This window comes from Streptomyces sp. NPDC026417 (assembly GCF_055567695.1).
Window position 1 is genome coordinate 259,022 of record NZ_JBVHPY010000002.1, and the last position, 17,104, is coordinate 276,125.

The following is a 17,104-nucleotide window of genomic DNA, read 5'->3' on the forward strand; positions in this document are numbered from 1 at the left end:
CCCGTGCGGGAAGGGAGAAAAATACCCTTTTTCCTCCCCCCGCCCAGCCGTTGCCCTCTCCCCCGGATGGGGGGGTGGGGAGCCCCAGTCCCCCCCCCCCCCCCCCCCCCCCCCCCGCCCCGACGGGCCTGCCGGAGAAGCCGGTCAGCGGCCGGCCGCGGCCACGATGGTCCGGTGACCTCCGCCGCCGCGGCCGAGCGCATACCCGTCGTCCATCGTCGGCGCGGCTCCGGCCGGTCCGGGAGCCCTTCAGCGCGGGCGCGGCGACGGCCCGGCTCCGGTCCCCCGCGGCGGGAGCGGCCTCCGCCGAGCGCACATCGGATCACCTCACAGCGTCAACCGCTGGCCAACGCATCGTCGTCCGGGCGGGAATCGGTGCCCCGAAACGGGCGGCCGGCGAAGAACCGGCCGCCCAAATCGCTCGGTCGTTGAACACCTGCGGTCACACCCTCCGTACAACCGGGAAAGGCGAGAGACCGGTCCGTAGCGAGGGATGACCATGACCGAGGGGCAAGCCACCACGCAGGAGTTGATCGCCGGACGGTACTGGCCGCAGGAGGTCGTCCACCGGGAGGAGGGCCGGGCCGGCTGGCACGGCCAGGACGTCCGGTTCGGACGGCCGGTCTCCCTCGTGGAGTCGCGGCCGGCCGGAGGAACGGGCGCACGCCGTACGGCCGCCCGGATCCTGCGCGAGTCCGAGGCCATGCAGGCGGCCTGTCCGGGCCGGGTGGCCCCCGTCGTCGACGTCGTTGAGGAGAACGGCGTCCTGTGGACGGTCATGGAGCGGATCGACGGCAATCCCCTCAGCGACCTCCTCAGGCACGGTCCGGTCAACTACGTGCGGGCGGCCCGCATCGGGCTGGCGATCCTCGACGTCCTGGCGGCCGCCCACGGCGAGGGCATCACCCACGCCGACCTCAGTCCCGGGCAGGTGTTCGTAAGGAGGGACGGCGATGTGCTGATCGCCGGCTTCGGTCTGCTGGGGTCCGCGTCGTCCCCGCGCGTCACCGCACCGTCGTACGCCTCCCCCGAGCAGGCGCGCGGCGAGAGCACCGGACCCGCGGCGGACCTGTGGGCCCTCGGGGCGCTCCTCTACACGATGGTGGAGGGGCGGCCGCCCGTCCGGGACCGGGGGCCGGTCGAGGCGACGCTGCGGGCGGTCGACCTGCTGCCCATCCGGGCCCCGCTGAGCGCGGGACCGCTCGCCCCCGCCGTGCAGGGGCTGCTCCGCAGGGACCCCCAGGAACGTCTGCCCGAGCCGGTCGTGCGCGCCGCGCTGACCCGCATCGTGCACGAGGACCCCGAGGAGACGAAGCAGGCGGCGTCCCACCCCTGTCTGCGGGACGCGTACGCCGCCGCCTGGCGGACGGGCCGGGTGTGGGGGCGGCGGACCGTGGGCCGGCCCGTGCTGCTGGGCATGGTGGCGCTGGCCGTGGTCGGGGCCTCGCTCACCGCCCTCGCCCTGACCGGCGGCGGCCCGGACGGGAGCCCCTCCGCGTCGCGCCCCACGCCGTCCCGCCCGGCCGCCGGCGGCTCCGCCGAGGAGGAGCCGCCCTCCGCGTCGGCGTCCCCCTCGCCGTCCTCCTCCGCGCCGTCCACGCCGGCTCCCACGGCCGCGCCGGCGGGCTTCTACCGCTACAAGGCGCGGGAGGGGTTCTCGATCGATCTGCCCACCGGGTGGAAACCGCTCGACCGCGACTCCTCCGACGCGTCCTACCGCGTCACGTTCGGCGCCGACGGCGATCCCCGCACCCTGGCGATCACCTACAGCGAGCAGCTCGGGCCCGACCCCGTCCGTGTCTGGCGCGAACTGGAGCCGTCCCTGCAGCGGACGTCGGTGGACTACGAACGGGTGGGCGACATCCGCGCGGTCGACTACCGGGGCCTCGACGCGGCAGACCTCGAATGGTTCTCCGACACCGCGGGGGGCCGCTCGCGCACCCTGGGCCGCGGCTTCCTCATCGGGCCCGGCCGCGGCTTCTCCTTCCGCTGGACGACCCCGGCCGACGACTGGAACGACACCGGGAACCGGCGGGCACTGGACGTCTTCCTGCGGTCGTTCCGGGACTCCACCGGGTGAGGAACCCCGCCGCAGCCTCCGCCGCACGGCACGGGGACTGCGCCGGGGCTCACCCACGCAGTTGCTCGTTCAGCCGGGCCGCCCGACGTGTGAGGTGGTCGCGTTCGGGAAGGCTCGGCGCCGACCGGGCGGCTTCGGCGTAGAGGCGTGCCGCGGTCACCGGGTCGCCGTCCCGCTCGTGCAGATACGCCGCCACGGCGGTGTACCGCGGCAGGCCCGGGTCGAGTTCCGCCAGCGCCGCCAGCCCCGCCCTCGGGCCGTCGGCCTCGCCGACGGCGACGGCCCGGTTCAGCCGCGCCACCGGGTTGTCGGTGAGGGCGACCAACTCGTCGTACCACTCGACGATCTGCACCCAGTCCGTCTCCTCGGCGGACCGGGCGTCGGCGTGCAGCGCGGCGATGGCGGCCTGGGCCTGGAACTCGCCCAGCCGGTCGCGGGCGAGGGCCGCCTGGAGCACCTCGACGCCTTCGGCGATCAACCGGGTGTCCCACCGACCGCGGTCCTGCTCGGCGAGCGGCACCAGCCTGCCGTCGGGGCCGGTCCTGGCCGCCCGCCGTGCGTGGTGGAGCAGCATCAGCGCGAGGAGGCCCGCGACCTCCTCGTGAGGGAAACCGGCGGCCAGCCGACGCGTGAGCCGGATCGCCTCGGCGGCGAGGTCGACGTCACCGGAGTAGCCCTCGTTGAAGACCAGGTAGAGCACGCGCAGCACGGTGGCGACGTCACCGGGCCGGTCGAACCGGACGCCCGACACGGTCCGCTTGGCCCTGCTGATCCGCTGGGCCATGGTGGCCTCCGGGACGAGATAGGCCTGCGCGATCTGGCGCGTGGTCAGACCGCCGACCGCCCGCAGCGTGAGCGCCACGGCCGAGGCAGGTGTCAGGGACGGGTGCGCGCACAGGAAGTACAGCTGCAGCGTGTCGTCCACCGCGGCGGCCGGACCGGGCACCGGCTCGCCCTCGACGCGTGCCTCACGGTGCTTCCGGGAGGTCTCGGCGCGGACGGCGTCGAGGAACTTGCGCCAGGCCACCGTGACCAGCCAGGCCTTGGGATCCCGGGGCGGCCGGTCCGGCCACACGCGCACGGCTTCGACCAGGGCCTCCTGAACGGCGTCCTCCGCCGCCGCGAAATCCGCTCCGCGCCGGACGAGAACGCCGATCACCGAGGGCACCAGTTCCCGGAGCAGCGACTCGTTCACTCGGCGGCCGTGGCCTGCTCGGTGTAGAACGGGCGGACCTCCAGCCACTCGTGGATCGGCCTGCCCCCCGCCCCCGGCGCCGCGGACAACTCGGCCGCCAGCTCCAGCGCCCGTTCGTGGCTGTCGGCGTCGACGACCACCCAGCCGGCGATCAGGTCCTTGGTCTCGGCGAACGGGCCGTCGGTGACCGGCGGCCGCCCCTCGCCGTCGTAGCGGACGAACGTGCCCTCCGGGGACAGCGCCTGGCTGTCGACGAACTCACCGGTGGTCTCCAGCCGTGCGGCGAAGTCCCGCATGTACTGCACGTGTGCCGACACCTCCTCCGGCGTCCACTGCTCCATCGGGACGTCGTTGACGGCTGCGGGCGCACCCCGGTAGTGCTTGAGCAGCAGGTACTTGGCCATCGTCCACTCCTTGGTTCGGTACGCCCATTGTGGCCGCGTCCGTCCCGCGGACGGAGCCGCCACGGGGTTCTCGGCGGGCCCCGGACGGACGAACTCGCCGTGCTCAGGCGCCTTCCCGCTCGGCCCGCCGCCGGGCCAGCTCCTCCACCGCGCTGGGCAGCGTCGTCTCGAAGTCGATGAGCTTCGCCCACGTCGGGGTCACGACGATCCGGACCATGCCGTCGTACAGCGAACGCACCTCCGCCTCCCAGTGGACCCGCTGCTCGGGCGTCATCTCGTAGGTGGTGTTCGCCTCCAGGTACTCGTCCGGGATGCCGTCGACCACGTCCAGCTCGGCCCGGCCGCGGACGAGCAGGATCTTCGGGGGGTGCACCTCGGTGTCGATCGTGAGGGCGACCGCGGGATTCTCGCGCAGCGCCGGGAGCTTCGGGGCGTTCTTCGCGGTGCACATGACGATCTCCGAGCCGTTCCAGCTGAACGCGATCGGGACGTTGCGGGGAGTGCCGTCCTTGGCGACGTAGGCCAGCCTGGTCAGGTCGCGCGCCAGCAGTTCCCGGCTGAGCGGGCGGTTCAGGATCTCGGCGATCTCGTTCGGTTCCATGGGGGTCCTCCCGGGGTTCTGCGGCGGGCCCGCGGCGGCCGTCCGCCGTCGCGCCGCCCGTCGCGGCCGCTGCTGCCCCCTGGGACGGAGCCGGTTCCCCGTTCTCGACACCGGACCCGAACTCATCTTTTTCCGGCGGCGACAGCGCCGTTCAGACCGGACGGGTGTCACTCCCGGGTCTTCGGTACGCCAGCCAGAGTGCGACCGCCTCGGCGATCGGCTGGCCGGTCTCCAGTTCGACGAAGCCGAACTGCCCGCCCTGGTTGCACTCCAGGAACCACCACAGGCCCTCGTCGTCCTCCGCGAAGTCGAAGGCCGCGTAGGCGAGCCCGGTGAACGCCATGTACTCCTGGACCGACCTGGCGACCCGATCGGGCACGGCGGTGGTCTCCCAGAGGTGACCGGTGTCGCCGTAGCGGCCGTCGATCTGGCCGGGGGCCGCGGTCTTCCGGGCCGCGAACAGGCGCGCCCCGACACAGGTGAGCCGGATGTCGGCCCGCTTGGGAACGTAGCGCTGGAGCAGCGCGGGGCCCGCCGCGACGCCGGAGAAGTCCGTGCCCGGTCCGATCAGCGTGGTCGGCAGGGAGACGTAGGGATCACCGGGCGGCGGCCCCGAGGCGGACTTCACCACCACCTCCCGGTACTCCTCCACGAACTGCTGCGCCACCCGCGGGGCGGTGGTGACGATCGTGGGCGGCACGGCGAAGCCGCTGAGGTGGGCGACGCGCAGCTGCCAGGGTTTGTGCCGGGCCTGTTCGGCACTGCTCGGATGGTTCATCCAGCGGGTGACCGCCGAGTACAGCATGCCGAAGAGCGCCTGCCGGGTCTCGGCGGTGAGCCACGGCGAGGCCTGGGAGGCGTGGGCGGCCGGCTCACCCGGGCGCCGGACCCAGACCGAACGCAGGCCCGTCATGCTGAGCACATGGCCGTTCACCGACAGGTGGCCCTCGAAGTCACCGTGGGCGTAGTCGGCGGACAGGACCGCCTTGTCGGGGAGGTCCGCGGGGTCGAGGCGCACCACCGGGACACCGCGCGTGTTCAGCTCGGCCACCACCATGTCGGCGGTGACATCCTGCTCGGCGGTGAGGACCAGGACCGTCATCCGGCGGTCCGTCAGTCGTCGAAGTGCGTCTGCGAACCGGCGGTGGAGGTGGTGGTGCCCGCGGCCATGAGGAGGGCGCGGTCACTCACCGCCGGGCGGCCGTCCGGCAGCACATTCAGCTGCAGGGAGGAGTCGAAGTGGTAGGGGGGCAGGGCGGCCGCCGGTTGCCCTGTGGGCAGGGCGTAGTTGAGCGTGAACGGTCGCACGAAGAACCTCCCGCGGTCTGACGATGCCTCTGCACACCGGTACGTGTATCCCCTGTAAGGAATTCATCACTTTCCGACACATGAGCGTGAAGGCCGTCACATCGTGGGCTCGTGACGCACACCTTGCGGCGGCCTTCCCCACGTCAACGCCGCAGCGGCCGGGGAGAGTTCCCGCGTGAGGCTGCGGCTCCATGAGAACACCGTGAGTGTCCGCACGGAGCCGCAGAGGTCACCTGGGAAGGCCCGCGGGGTCGGTTCCCCAGGTGGTGTTCGGCTGCGCGGCGAGGCGGTAGTCGAGCCTGCCGCCCCCGGTCACCAGACGCGAGTCCGTCCACGAACGGGTCGTGGTCCGTCCGTCGAGGCGGACGGCGTCGACGTACGGGTGTGCGGCGTCGGCGTCGGGTGCGCTGATGGTGATGCCGGTCCCGCCGGGACGGTCGATCACCGCCGTCGGGAAGAGCGGGGTGCCCAGCAGCAGGGCGCCGCTGCCCGGCGTCTGCGGGTACAGGCCCAGGGCGGAGAAGACGTACCAGGCGGACATGGTGCCCAGGTCGTCGTTGCCCGGCAGACCGGCGGGACCCGTGCCGTACACCGTGTCGAGGATCTGCCGTACGGTCGCCTGGGTCTTCCAGGGCTGCCCGAGGGCGTTGTACAGCCACGGCGCGTGGATGCCGGGTTCGTTGGTGGGGTCGTAGCGCAGCGGGTCGCCGCCGCGCACGGACCACCCGCCGTCCGCCGTGTGGAAGAAGCCGTCGAGACGGGCCGCGGCCACGTCCCTGCCGCCCATCGCGTCGGCCAGTCCCTGGACGTCCTGCGGCACCATCCAGGTGTACGTGGCACTGGTGCCCTGCGCGAAGCCGCGGTCGCTGCCGGGGCCGAACGGTGTCACCCAGGAGCCGTCCAGGTTGCGGGCCTGGACGTATCCGGCGCCGGGGGTGGCGGCGGGGTTGAAGACGTTGCGCCAGTAGGCGCCCCGCTCGGCGAAGGCGTCCGCCTCCTCGTCGCGGCCGAGCAGCCGCGCCCACTTCGCCAGCGCCGAGTCGGCGACCGCGTCCTCCAGGGTCTCGGCGGCTCCGCCCCAGCAGTGGCAGACGTCCTGGGCCGCGTAATGGGAGCTCAGGTACTGGGCGAGGTTGGGCCGCTGGCCCACGCACTGCCCGGGGCAGCCCGCGTCGGAGAGTCCGTCGGGGTGCGGCACGGTGGCCTGCCGTGCCAGTGACGCGAACGCGCCCTCGTGGTCGAAGTTGCGCACTCCCATCGCGTAGAAGGTGGCCAGGGTGGCCGCCGACGGGTCGCCCGTCATGACGTGGGTGGCGCCGTTGACGTGCACCCAGCGGTCCCACACACCGCCGTTCTGCCGGGCGAAGTTGAAGAGGGACTGGGCGAAGTCGCCCGCGATCCGGGGCTTCAGCAGGGCGAGCAGCTGGATCTGGGCCCGGTACTGGTCCCAGCCGGAGAAGTTGCTGTACTGGGCCCGCTGGCCCGGGGCGAGACGGTGCACCGCGCCGTCCATGCCGGAGTAGCGGCCGTCGGCGTCACTGATGAGGTTCGGCTGCATGAGGGAGTGGTAGAGCGCGGTGTAGAAGGTGGCCCGCCGGGCGGTGCTGCCGCCCGCGATGCGCACCGTGCTCAGTTCGCGGTCCCAGGCGTCGGCGCCCGCGCGCGCCACATCGGCCACGCCGGCCCGCGGAGGTATCTCACCGCGCAGGTTCGCCTCGGCGCCGCCGGGACTGACGTAGGAGATGCCGATCCGCATCCGGACATCGTTGTCAACGTGGGTGTCGAAACCGACGTAGCCACCGGAGCCGCGGCCCGCGCGGTCCGCTCCCGTGGCATATCCCTCGCCTCCGGAGGCGAGGGTCGAGCCGGCCGAGAGCGTGCCGTCCTTCCAGGTGCCGACGGAGGAGAAGGAGCGGTCGAACGAGGCGCTGAAGTACAGCTTGTAGTAGCTCTTGCGGTTGTTGGTCCCGCCGTTGGCCCGGCGGCCACACGCTCCGGTGAGGACCCAGCCGGTCACCTTGCGGTGCGCGGTGTCGATGTCGACGTGCGCGTCCTCGCTGCCGTTGAGGGAGTTGGAGACCCGGAAGAGCAGATTCGCGGGACGGTCGTCGGGGAAGGTGAAGTCGGCGACGCCCGCCCGTGTGGTGACCGCCAGGTCCGCACGCGCGCCGGTGTCGAGGCCGAGCGTGTAGCGCCCGGGTACGGCCTTCTCGTCGGCGTGCGCGAAGTCGGCCGCGTAGACGGCGTCCTTGGTGTCCGCCGACGGCGAGGAGGTCACGTCGCCCACGAACGGCATGATCGGGACGTCTCCGGCGGCGCCGGGGTTGCAGCCGGCGCCGTTGACGTGGGTGAGGCTGAGCCCGCGGATCCGGGTGGTGTCGTACTGGTAGCCGTTGGCGGCCCCGGTGCTGGTCTGGTCGCCGGTGGTGCTGGTCGGCGACCAGGCGATCATGCCGTGGGGAAGGGTGGCTCCCGGGTAGGTGTTGCCGCCGTTGGCCGACCCGATCAGCGGGTCGACGAGCGAGACCGGCCTCTCGGCCGGGCGGGCCGCGGCGTGGGCGGGGGACGGGACGGCCAGAGCCAGTGCGCTGGTCACGACGAGGGCGGCGGATCGGGTACAGAACCGTCTCGCCGTGCGCAGCCTTGGTGGGCGCATGTGCGGTGTCGCCTTCCGACGGGTGGAGCGGGGCAGGACAGGTCGAACGGGGCTGCACCCGACGGCTTTTCGGGCGGCGGCCCGACGCGAGGATAGAAGGCTCCCCGGGGCGCGGGAAGGGACGGACGCGTCGGGACGATGACAGGGGGGTGAACGGTGCGGCGGGGGCCGCCCTTGTCGCGGCGGCACGCGCTTGCGGGCCCCCGGCGGGCGCCTGGGTCGCGGCGGGCGGCATGCTCGGGCGGGGGCCGGTCCCGGCGGGCGCCCGGTCGGGCGGGGGCACTTGCGGCCGTCGCCGGGGGCGGATGGGGCTCCGCGACGGCGTCGCCCTGGTGTGAGGGCGGTCCCACGACGTACCACTCCGGCAAGACGGGGGGCCGCGACAGTGACCCCGGTCAGAGGACGTTCCCGCGACAGGTCGCTGCGGCCGGACCGCGGCCCCACGGAGGCGCTGCGGTCGGACGGCGCCGCTACGACAAGTGGCCTGGCCGCTGGTACGTCCGGCGAGGGCATCGACAACCGCTCACACCCGCGAGCCACCTGCGCCGACGACGCCACGCCAGGAACGCCACCCGCGCACCGGCCCGCGCGCGGGCGGGGACGGAGGACGTGCGAGGGCCTGGACGACGAACAGGCCGCCGTCGCGTCCGTGCCGCCGTCCGGTTTCACGTTGACCGGCCTGGTCCCGTACATGGCGGAGGTGGAGGGGAACTGGTTCCGCCGCGTGTTCGCCGGAGAACGGGCCCCGCCCGTCTGCGCCCTGCAGGCCGACGTCGATGCCCCCGACGGCGGCTTCGACGTGTCTGCGGGCGCCTCCCTGAGCGACGCCCTCACCATCTGGCACGAGGAGATCGCCCGCGCCCGCGAGCACTGCGTCGACCGTGCTCCGACCGATACGGGCCGCTTCAGGGAGCAGGACGTCAGCCTCCGCTGGATCCACGTCCGCATGATCGGGGTATACGCCCGCCACAACGGCCACGCCGACCCGGTCCGGGAACGCATCGACGGCAGCACCGGCGTGCAGGTCCGGATCAGGCCGAGTCCGCCCTGCCGTGGCCGCGGAGTTCGTCACGTTCGAGAAGTGAGGGAGACGATGCCCAGAGGTTTCGTGGTGGGCTGTTCCGAGCCACCGGAGGGCTCCACCGTGATTCCGACGGCAACCGCGCCGGCAAGGGGACCTTCGAGGACGCGTGCGGCTCGCTTTCCTTCGCCGTGCAGGAGACCGGCGGGGCGCAGTGCGCCCGTGTCGGCGGCGTACCAGAGTTCGTAGACCTTGTTCCCGGTCAGGGCCGGCAGGTCCCGGGCGGTGAAGAGGGCACTGCCTTGATCCCGTGAGACGACCACCGCGGCTACGGCCCCGTCGGCCAGTTCCGCCGTGTGCAGCGTTGCGTCGGGGGCGGTGACGACGCTGGTGAGAGTGCGGTTGGTGGACTGTGCTCGGTCGGCTCGGGCTCGGGCGTCCTGGGCCTGGGAGTGCTGCCAGAGGGCGACGCCGCCGAGGGCGGAGACGGCGGCGATGCTCGCGGCGAGAACGAGGTTCAGGGCCCGGCGGCGTACCGTGCGCGCCCGGTGGCGGGGACGGTCCTGGGAAACGCGGGTGAGGGCGTCCAGGGTGCTCGCTCTCACGTGAGGCGCCACGGGCATCGCATGCATGCCGGCAATGGCGGCGGTGGCCTCCTGCAGCAGGGCGGCTTCGTGGCGGCACGTCTCGCAGCCGGCCAGATGGTTTTCGAAGGCGGCTTCCTCGGCCGGAGACAGCGCGTGCAGGACGTACGCCCCGAGCGCCAGGTGCGGATCGTCCCGGGGTGTCATGTCTTTCCTTCCAGGCAGGCACGCAACTGCCTCAGGCCTGTGCGCATACGGGACTTCACGGTGCCCGCAGGGGTTCCCAGCGCCTCGGCGACCTCCAGATGGGTCAGGCCCTGGTAGTAGGCGAGTACCAGGGGAACACGCTGGAGCCGGGCCAGGGAGGCCAGGCAGTGGTAGGTGCGCCGCTGCTCATCGTGGGTCAGGACGGTCTCGGCGACCTCGTCGAAGTCCCGCTCCGCGAGGAAGGCGGAGGCGCGCTGTTCACGCTCTTTACTGGCCTGGGCGGAGCGCACCCGGTCCACGGCACGGCGGTGGGCGAGGGTGAGCACGTAGGCTTTGGCCGTCCCTCGCCGGGGGTCGTAGCGGTCCGCGGTGCGCCAGACTTCGATCATGACGTCCTGAGTGACTTCCTCTGCCTGGGCTGCATCGCGCAGAATGCGGCAGGCCAGTCCCATGACGGTCCCGCTGAAGGCGTCGTAGATCCCCGCGAAGGCCTCCCTGTCTCCTTCGGCCACACGAGGCAGCAGTTCCTCTGCTCGTGTGCCGGGCTCTGAGCGGCGCAACAACGTCGGCTCCTCTTGTGCGTCGTGCTGCGGTCCGGGCTGCGCCCGCAGCGTGCCGGGTTCCGCGGTCCACTCTGGTGCCGGCTGCTCCACGGCGCAGGGCGGAACAGGTGTGCGGGTGACGTCGGCGGTCCGGGAACGGGGCCCGTGGCCGTGCGGAGGCCATGACGACACGGCTTACCCCGTCTCCGGGCCGAGCAGGACGTGCACCGTCTTGCCCCCGAGTGCGGGCACGATCCGCACCTGCCCGCCGAGTCGCCCGACGATCTCCAGACCGAAGCCGCCGTGATCGCCCGCGCCTGCCCGTGCGTGAAGATCCGGGAGCTCTTCGCTCTGGTCCGCAACGGCGATGTCCAGCCGTCCGTCCTGGACGGTGAGAGTCAGCGAACACGAGCCCCGGGTGTGCCGGACCGCATTGGTGATCAGCTCCGAGACGATGAGTACGGCGTCCGCGACACGATACGGCTGGTCAGCGGCTCTCAGCCACCGTTCGGTGATGCGGCGGGCCACAGCCGGTGCGTGCCGGCCGCAGGGCAGGGATACGGTGTGCCGCTGCGTGACAGGCGGCGAGGCGATCGTGGACATGTCCGCCCCCTCCGGGGCCTCAGAACTGGTCTTTCCTCTGTGCAGGTGATTCGTAGCCGGCGGCCGGACGGATGCCGTGCCGGTACGGAATCTGACCCTGGCCGGCAGTCCCGCCCCGGGCGGCTTCACTTCACGGATGCCGCACAGGGCACACCCCCGCCCACGAGATGACAGGGCGCGTTTCTTCCCGCGGTGTCATCCGCGGCCTCGTCGGCTCCGAATCCCTCATGTCCGACACAACTAGGCAGCCACCGCAGCTCGTGTCACCCATCTGCCGCATCACCTTGCGGCCGTTCACGGCAGGACAGGCACCTTCTTCGTTGTGTTCGCCATGCTCTGGCAAGGAGATTCGAGCGATGACAGTATCCATGCGTGTCCGACGACTGGTGGCGGGAACCGCGGCCACGGGACTGCTGGCCGGAGGTGCCGCGCTCGGCATGTCCACCACGGCCAACGCGGCCCCCGCCCCCTCCTCCGTCTCCACCGCGGTCGCCGACCATCACGGCCACCACGACAAGTGCACGTGGGCGAAGGGGCACTGGGAGAAGAAGTGGGTCAAGGGCCACTGGGAGAAGCGACAGGTCCACCACAAGACCTGGCACCACGGCCACCACGACAAGCACGGCACCTGGCACCAGGGTTCCTGGGAGCACCACTACACCTACAAGTGGGTCTACGTTCCCGGCCACTGGGATCACCACTGGGTCAAGGGCCACTGGGACTGCAAGCACCACTGAGCCCCACGTGAGATGAGGGCCGGGGCCGCCTGAGGCTCCGGCCCTCACCCATGCTCCGGCAGGCATCCTGCGGGCCGCCTTCCGGCCGATCGGGCCGTCGCCGATGCCCCGGATGCCGCCTGCGACCCGACCGCGCAGGTCGGGGTTGCGGCTCCCCGGTCAGTCCGGTGCCTCGGATGAGGCGGCCGACTCGGAATCGCCGGCCGGCGTGGCTCGCTCGATGGTGCCCTGGGTCGCGGCCCGGCTCGCCAGCAGGTTCAGGGGAAGACCTGGCCGATCTCGATCCACTATGGTTTCCCCCGTTCGGCCGATGAGGTACCGGCCCTCACCCTCACGCAGGTGCGGCGCTGCCACCCGCAGGGCGGCGGAGCAGGTGCAGACAGACGACCGAGGCGACGACGGTCCGCCGTTCGGAGACGTCCAGGAGCAGATTCATTTCGACCAGGTACCGCTGCAGTCCGAGCCACGGGTCAGCGGTGGTCACCGTGACCCGGCCGAGCGGCTCGGGCACCGGGTTCCCTTTCGGATCGGCCTCGGCCAGAAGCCACTCGTGGGACAGATGGCCCTGCCGCGAAAGGAGAATATGACGTCCTCGTCGTGCGCGAAGGGTCAGTCGTCGGGTCTTCATGAAGCCACGCGCAACGGCGCTGCCGGTCTCCACGCCCGCGCTGTCGGTGAAGCGGAACTGCACTGGTCCGAAGGGGCCGAATCGGGGACGCCTGTCGATACGGACGATGCACTCGCCGGACGTGTCGGCGAGGAGGGAGTGAGTGTCGTCGGCATGCGTGACCTGGGCGGTCAGGCTCCCCTCCACCGTGGACACGGACAGGGCAGGACCCACGTACCGGCGCCATCGTGAACGCGCCGGCTGCCGCACCACGACGGTATCCGGTGCGAACAGTCCGCGTTCCGCGACCGGTCTTCCCTCCCCCACCCCGACTCCCCCTCGACCGAGTACGTCCACTGTGACCGCCGAAACCGAGTGTCACCACCGGATTGGCCCAGCCGGGCTGCGATGCAACACAGGGCTGTGCTCGGTGGATGCCCGGTCGAGCAGAGGGCTGACCTGTCCCGGCGAGCCGCCGAACTCACCTGTCAACGCTCAGCAGTGCCCGCTGAACTGGGCTTGTGCCGGTAGGTGTTGCGGCGTGGAGATCAGCGTCGCCTCCTGAAGTAGCCCCTGCGGTGCAGCTTGTGGATGATCCATGGCGCAAGGGCGATCCATACGGCCAGGAACGTCCACTTGAGCCACGGAGGTCCGTCCGGCCTGCTGTCCTGGGCCAGCCCAGTCGCCACCACGAGCAAGGTCATGCTCCACCGGTGCCCGGCCTACGGAGACCCAGACCAGGGGTCCGGCATGCCGCTGCCGGCAGGCAACAGGTCAGGAAGCCTCAATGACGCCCATGTCCACTGTCGGACCCTGCCCGTACCGTGCATGCAGGCTCTGGACACACGACAGGCAAAAGGGAGCGCGAGTGGACGAGTGGGTCCGAGTGGATCGATGAGCACCAGGCAAACCTTCAGCGTCTGCGTGAAGCCTGCGGCGAGTCCTGAGGGCGGCGACGCCGATCTCTGTCATCGCCCCACGTATCCGTGAGGGCTTGGCGGAGTGGGGCCGGTCGGTCGGCGCCTGGTCATGGTCAGCGGGGTGATGCCTTGGCCGGGTCGCCACCCGGCTCCTTGGCGATGCGATCGCCGACCGCGATCGACTTCCACAACCCGCGGTCGATGCGCACCTTGATGCCCCGACCGTCCACGCACCTCACCTTGACGACGTGGTACAGGTTCGCGCCGTCGAGCATGCCCCGCGACTTGTCCTCGACGATGCCCTCCCAGGCATCGCCCGGTCCTGGTTTGCGAGATTTGAACATGCCGCAAGCCTACGGATTTCGACTCGCGTGCTGCAGTGTCGAGAGGCACAGGTACCGCAGTACAGGTGTCGCCCGAAAGGCCGGACAAATGTCCTGAGCAGGGCAACGGCGAAAGGGCGGACGCGCCGCCGCCCGCTGGGCTCAGACGCGGGAGTCGGCCCGGCGCCACCCGGCGGCCACCGTCGAGCCGGACGTCCTCCGCGTCGGCGACGACAAGGTCCCGACGGCCGCGGGCAAGGCCGCCATGGACCCGTGCCCGCCGCCCTTCACTCGGCTCCCGCCGCTACCAGCGGCCCTCCACCTCGTCCTTGATCCGCTGATCGTAGAGACGCTCGATCGCGTCGAGGGTCTCCGGTGACAGCTCCGGCATCTTCGCGGCGGCCGCGTTGGCGCGGGCCTGCTCCGGCGAGCGGGCGCCCGGGATCACCGTGGTCACACCGGGCTGCTGCACGATCCAGCGCAGCGCCAGCTGGGCCGGCGTGAAGCCTTCGGGTGCGAGGGCGGAGAACTCGGCCGCCGCCTCCACCCCGGTGGCGAAGTCGACGCCCGAGAAGGTCTCGCCCTGGTCGAAGGCCTCTCCGTGCCGGTTGAAGGTCCGGTGGTCGTTCTCGCCGAACACCGTGTCCTTCGTGTACTTGCCCGACAGAAGACCGGACGCCAGCGGGACCCGGGCGATGATGCCGACGCCCGCTTCGGCCGCGGCCGGCAGGACCTTGCGGAGCGGCTTCATGCGGAAGGGGTTGAGGATGATCTGGACACTCGCGACATGGGGCCGGGCGATCGCGGTCAGCGCCTCGTCGCACGTCTCGACACTCACCCCGTAGGCGGCGATCCGCTCCTCCTCGACCAGGGTGTCGAGGGCGTCGAACACCGCGTCGGAGGAGTACACCGCGGTCGGCGGACAGTGCAGCTGCACCAGGTCGATGCGGTCGACACCGAGGTTGCGGCGGGAACGGTCGTTCCAGGCGCGGAAGTTGTCGAGGACGTAGTTCTCCGGGATCTGGTCGACGCGGCGTCCCATCTTGGTGGCGACCAGCACGTGCAGGTCCGGCCTGCCGCGCAGGAACGTGGCGATGGTCTGCTCGCTGCGCCCGTCGCCGTACACGTCGGCCGTGTCGAAGAACGTCACGCCCGACTCCGCCGCCGCCTCCAGTACGGCCAGGGCGTCCTGATCGTCGACGTCGCCCCAGTCCGCGCCGAGCTGCCACGTGCCGAGTCCGACGACCGAAGCATGCTGTCCTGACCTGCCGAATTCACGCTCGTTCATGATGTCAGTCTGACACTTCCCCGTCCGCGTGCGGGACGGCCCTCACCGGTGCGCCGCGATGTCCGCGCACCCTACGTCGTGCCGGTCCGCTGGATGCTGTCGCCGGTGTTGCCGATCGCGATGTACGTGGCGAGGCGCCGGAAGTCGTTCATCACGCCGAACATGCTCTTGTCGGTCGGCAGGAGGGCGCGCAGGGCAGGGGCCTGCGCCAACCGGTCGTGGAACTGCTCCTTGTAGGCGTTGTAGACCCTCGCCGTGTAGCCGGGCTCCTTCGCCGCGTTCGTCCGGTGGTCGTTGGTGAGCGCGATGGAGGCGAGGTCCATCAGGTAGCAGTCGATGAGGTCGGTGACGTCCTGGGGCCTGGCCCCCTCCTCGCCCGCCTGCGCGTCCGCCGCCAGCACCGTGGCCAGGTCCACGACGATGTCGCGGTAGATGCCGTGCCGGATCGTGTGCGGGAAGGCCGCCATCACGTGGTCCTCCTGACCGGCACCCTCGGTGTTCATGAAGCGCGGCGTCTTCAGGGTCTCCAGCCCCGGCACGAGCAGGGGCATGCCCCGGTACAGCTCCTCCTCCTCGGCGATCCTCGCGTTGCGCGAGGCGAGCGGGTGCAGGCCGATCTCGTGCGCCAGCATCCCCATGATGTGACCGATGCCGTACTTCTCGAAGTAGTAACTGGCGAGGTTGATCCGGACCCCCTCGTCGCCCAGGTCCCGCACGTCGGCCGGGGGCTCGGTCGTCCGCAGGTGCAGGGTGATCCGGCAGGGGCGGCTGCCGATGTACTGCCTGATGGTGTCGTGCTTCCGCAGCAGATCGATGATGCGGATCGCCTTGTCGCGGTACCTCTCGTTCGAGTGCGCGAGGTTGGTGAACTCGAAGTTCCCCGACGAGAACGGCACGTGGGCCACTGGCGTCGGAGCCGGTGCGTCGTGCGAGTCCTGCGGCATACGGGCGGGGACTTCGCTCCCTTGGGCTCCTTGGGCCCCTTCGGTGCCTTCGGCGCGTGGGCCGTCGGCGGACCGCCGGGGCAGGGAGACCGGGTCGACCCACACGGACTCGCGGAGGACCGGGTCGGTACCGGTGCGCACCGCCTCCCAGGTCCCGTCGTCGACCTCCCCCGCGGGTGCCTCGGGCTGCCGGGTCAGGTCCCCGATCAGCGCTCCCAGCAGGGCGAGATGGCGATCCCGCAGACCGGCCGGCCGAAGCGAGGGGTGCTCCGGATCGGCGTCCAGGCCGCCGAGGAGACTGCCCGGGACGTGGGGGCGGTGGGGCGCGTCGGCATCCCGGTATTCGTCGCGCAGCCCGAGCTGATGGGTCAGCTCGTGCGCCAGCTGCACCGGATCGGCGTCCGCCCACCATGTGTTCTGGTCCATCACCCGGTCCCGTCCCGTCACATCGACGGTCAGGTGGGGGTCGTCGGCGGGGTCGACGTGTTCGACGGTCACGTGCAGCAGGTCCCCGTTGGGCAGACGGTGGCCCGGCGCGTTCAGGAACTCGTGCACCCCCAGAGCGAGTTGACGGAACGCCCGCGTGGCTTGCTCGTCGGTGCCGCGGAGCGCGATCCGGACGGTCAGGTCGGTGACCGGGTCGCCGTCGTAGGTGAACCGCCGTGCGTCGAAGCCCGAGCGCACCACGAACCGGGGACGGCTGTCCCGGTGTCCCGGACGCGCCCCTCCGGACGACCGGTCCTGGGGGGCCGTGTCCGCAGTCTCCTGCGGAAGCCGGGGACGGGCCGCACCGGAGTCGCCACCGGTCTGCGCCGGTACGGCGGTCTGGATGCTGTCGCCCTGGTTGTTGAAGGCGACGCTGCCGCCCAGTCCGAGGAAGTTGCCCGTGACGTTGTACCAGCTCTTGTCGGCCGGCAGCAGGTCCCGCACGGGGCTGTCCGGTGCCAGCCGTGCGGCGAACAGCGCCTTGTAGGCGTTGTAGACCCTCGCCGTGTACCGCGGTTCCCATGCCGCGTCCCTGCGCCTGTCATTGGTCAGCGCGATCGTGGCGAGGTCCATCAGACAGCAGTCGATCAGATCCGTG

15 protein-coding genes and 1 pseudogene are annotated in these 17,104 nt (G+C 71.6%); 3 read left to right on the plus strand and 13 right to left on the minus strand.

Annotation, left to right across the window (positions count from 1 at the left end; translation table 11 throughout):
• The first annotated feature begins 499 nt into the window (after nt 1-499).
• Nucleotides 500-2,080, plus strand: coding sequence for a protein kinase domain-containing protein (locus ACZ4NT_RS03940; RefSeq protein WP_467723191.1), 1,581 nt, complete (start codon nt 500-502; stop codon nt 2,078-2,080).
• A 49-nt stretch (nt 2,081-2,129) separates the two neighbouring features.
• Here ACZ4NT_RS03940 and ACZ4NT_RS03945 read toward each other — a convergent pair whose 3' ends face one another.
• The 6 genes from ACZ4NT_RS03945 to ACZ4NT_RS03970 all read right to left on the minus strand — a co-directional run bounded on the left by ACZ4NT_RS03945 (nt 2,130) and on the right by ACZ4NT_RS03970 (nt 8,244).
• On the minus strand, nt 2,130-3,275 hold the full coding sequence (locus ACZ4NT_RS03945) for an RNA polymerase sigma factor (RefSeq protein WP_467723193.1): 1,146 nt from the start codon (nt 3,273-3,275) through the stop codon (nt 2,130-2,132).
• Complete coding sequence (locus tag ACZ4NT_RS03950; RefSeq protein WP_467723195.1) at nt 3,272-3,679, minus strand: YciI family protein; 408 nt, start codon at nt 3,677-3,679, stop codon at nt 3,272-3,274. The genes ACZ4NT_RS03945 and ACZ4NT_RS03950 overlap by 4 nt, the downstream gene beginning before the upstream one ends.
• A 103-nt stretch (nt 3,680-3,782) precedes the next feature.
• The gene (locus tag ACZ4NT_RS03955) at nt 3,783-4,280 is read right to left on the minus strand and encodes a pyridoxamine 5'-phosphate oxidase family protein (RefSeq protein WP_121409254.1); all 498 of its coding nucleotides are present in this window, start codon (nt 4,278-4,280) and stop codon (nt 3,783-3,785) included.
• Between the two features lie 151 nt (nt 4,281-4,431).
• The gene (gene tgmB / locus ACZ4NT_RS03960) at nt 4,432-5,382 is read right to left on the minus strand and encodes an ATP-grasp ribosomal peptide maturase (protein ID WP_467723197.1); all 951 of its coding nucleotides are present in this window, start codon (nt 5,380-5,382) and stop codon (nt 4,432-4,434) included.
• An 11-nt stretch (nt 5,383-5,393) separates the two neighbouring features.
• The gene (gene tgmA / locus ACZ4NT_RS03965) at nt 5,394-5,588 is read right to left on the minus strand and encodes a putative ATP-grasp-modified RiPP (RefSeq protein WP_121409256.1); all 195 of its coding nucleotides are present in this window, start codon (nt 5,586-5,588) and stop codon (nt 5,394-5,396) included.
• A gap of 229 nt (nt 5,589-5,817) precedes the next feature.
• Nucleotides 5,818-8,244, minus strand: coding sequence for a GH92 family glycosyl hydrolase (locus ACZ4NT_RS03970; protein WP_467723200.1), 2,427 nt, complete (start codon nt 8,242-8,244; stop codon nt 5,818-5,820).
• A gap of 385 nt (nt 8,245-8,629) precedes the next feature.
• Here ACZ4NT_RS03970 and ACZ4NT_RS03975 point away from each other — a divergent pair.
• Nucleotides 8,630-9,241, plus strand: a pseudogene (locus tag ACZ4NT_RS03975) (mycothiol transferase); the annotation flags it as partial.
• A gap of 71 nt (nt 9,242-9,312) precedes the next feature.
• Here ACZ4NT_RS03975 and ACZ4NT_RS03980 read toward each other — a convergent pair.
• The 3 genes from ACZ4NT_RS03980 to ACZ4NT_RS03990 all read right to left on the minus strand — a co-directional run bounded on the left by ACZ4NT_RS03980 (nt 9,313) and on the right by ACZ4NT_RS03990 (nt 11,201).
• Nucleotides 9,313-10,056: an anti-sigma factor gene (locus tag ACZ4NT_RS03980; RefSeq protein WP_121409258.1), complete on the minus strand. Its 744-nt coding sequence runs from the start codon at nt 10,054-10,056 to the stop codon at nt 9,313-9,315.
• Nucleotides 10,053-10,619 carry an ECF RNA polymerase sigma factor SigK gene (gene sigK / locus ACZ4NT_RS03985; protein ID WP_121409259.1) on the minus strand — a complete coding sequence of 189 codons (567 nt, stop codon included), beginning with the start codon at nt 10,617-10,619 and terminating at the stop codon, nt 10,053-10,055. Before sigK ends, ACZ4NT_RS03980 begins: the two co-directional genes overlap by 4 nt.
• Before the next feature lie 174 nt (nt 10,620-10,793).
• Complete coding sequence (locus tag ACZ4NT_RS03990; RefSeq protein ID WP_121409260.1) at nt 10,794-11,201, minus strand: ATP-binding protein; 408 nt, start codon at nt 11,199-11,201, stop codon at nt 10,794-10,796.
• Nucleotides 11,202-11,557: 356 nt separating this feature from the next.
• On the opposite strand from ACZ4NT_RS03990, the gene ACZ4NT_RS03995 reads away from it, so the two are divergent.
• Nucleotides 11,558-11,938: a hypothetical protein gene (locus ACZ4NT_RS03995; protein WP_121409261.1), complete on the plus strand. Its 381-nt coding sequence runs from the start codon at nt 11,558-11,560 to the stop codon at nt 11,936-11,938.
• 331 nt (nt 11,939-12,269) lie between these two features.
• Here ACZ4NT_RS03995 and ACZ4NT_RS04000 read toward each other — a convergent pair whose 3' ends face one another.
• The 4 genes from ACZ4NT_RS04000 to ACZ4NT_RS04015 all read right to left on the minus strand — a co-directional run bounded on the left by ACZ4NT_RS04000 (nt 12,270) and on the right by ACZ4NT_RS04015 (nt 15,076).
• A complete protein-coding gene (locus tag ACZ4NT_RS04000; RefSeq protein ID WP_467723202.1) occupies nt 12,270-12,761 on the minus strand; it encodes a hypothetical protein in 492 nt (163 codons plus the stop codon).
• 332 nt (nt 12,762-13,093) lie between these two features.
• A complete protein-coding gene (locus tag ACZ4NT_RS04005; protein ID WP_183117249.1) occupies nt 13,094-13,249 on the minus strand; it encodes a hypothetical protein in 156 nt (51 codons plus the stop codon).
• Between the two features lie 329 nt (nt 13,250-13,578).
• On the minus strand, nt 13,579-13,809 hold the full coding sequence (locus ACZ4NT_RS04010) for a DUF7489 domain-containing protein (RefSeq protein WP_467723204.1): 231 nt from the start codon (nt 13,807-13,809) through the stop codon (nt 13,579-13,581).
• Between the two features lie 283 nt (nt 13,810-14,092).
• Nucleotides 14,093-15,076, minus strand: coding sequence for an aldo/keto reductase (locus ACZ4NT_RS04015; protein WP_467723206.1), 984 nt, complete (start codon nt 15,074-15,076; stop codon nt 14,093-14,095).
• Nucleotides 15,077-17,104: the final 2,028 nt, after the last annotated feature.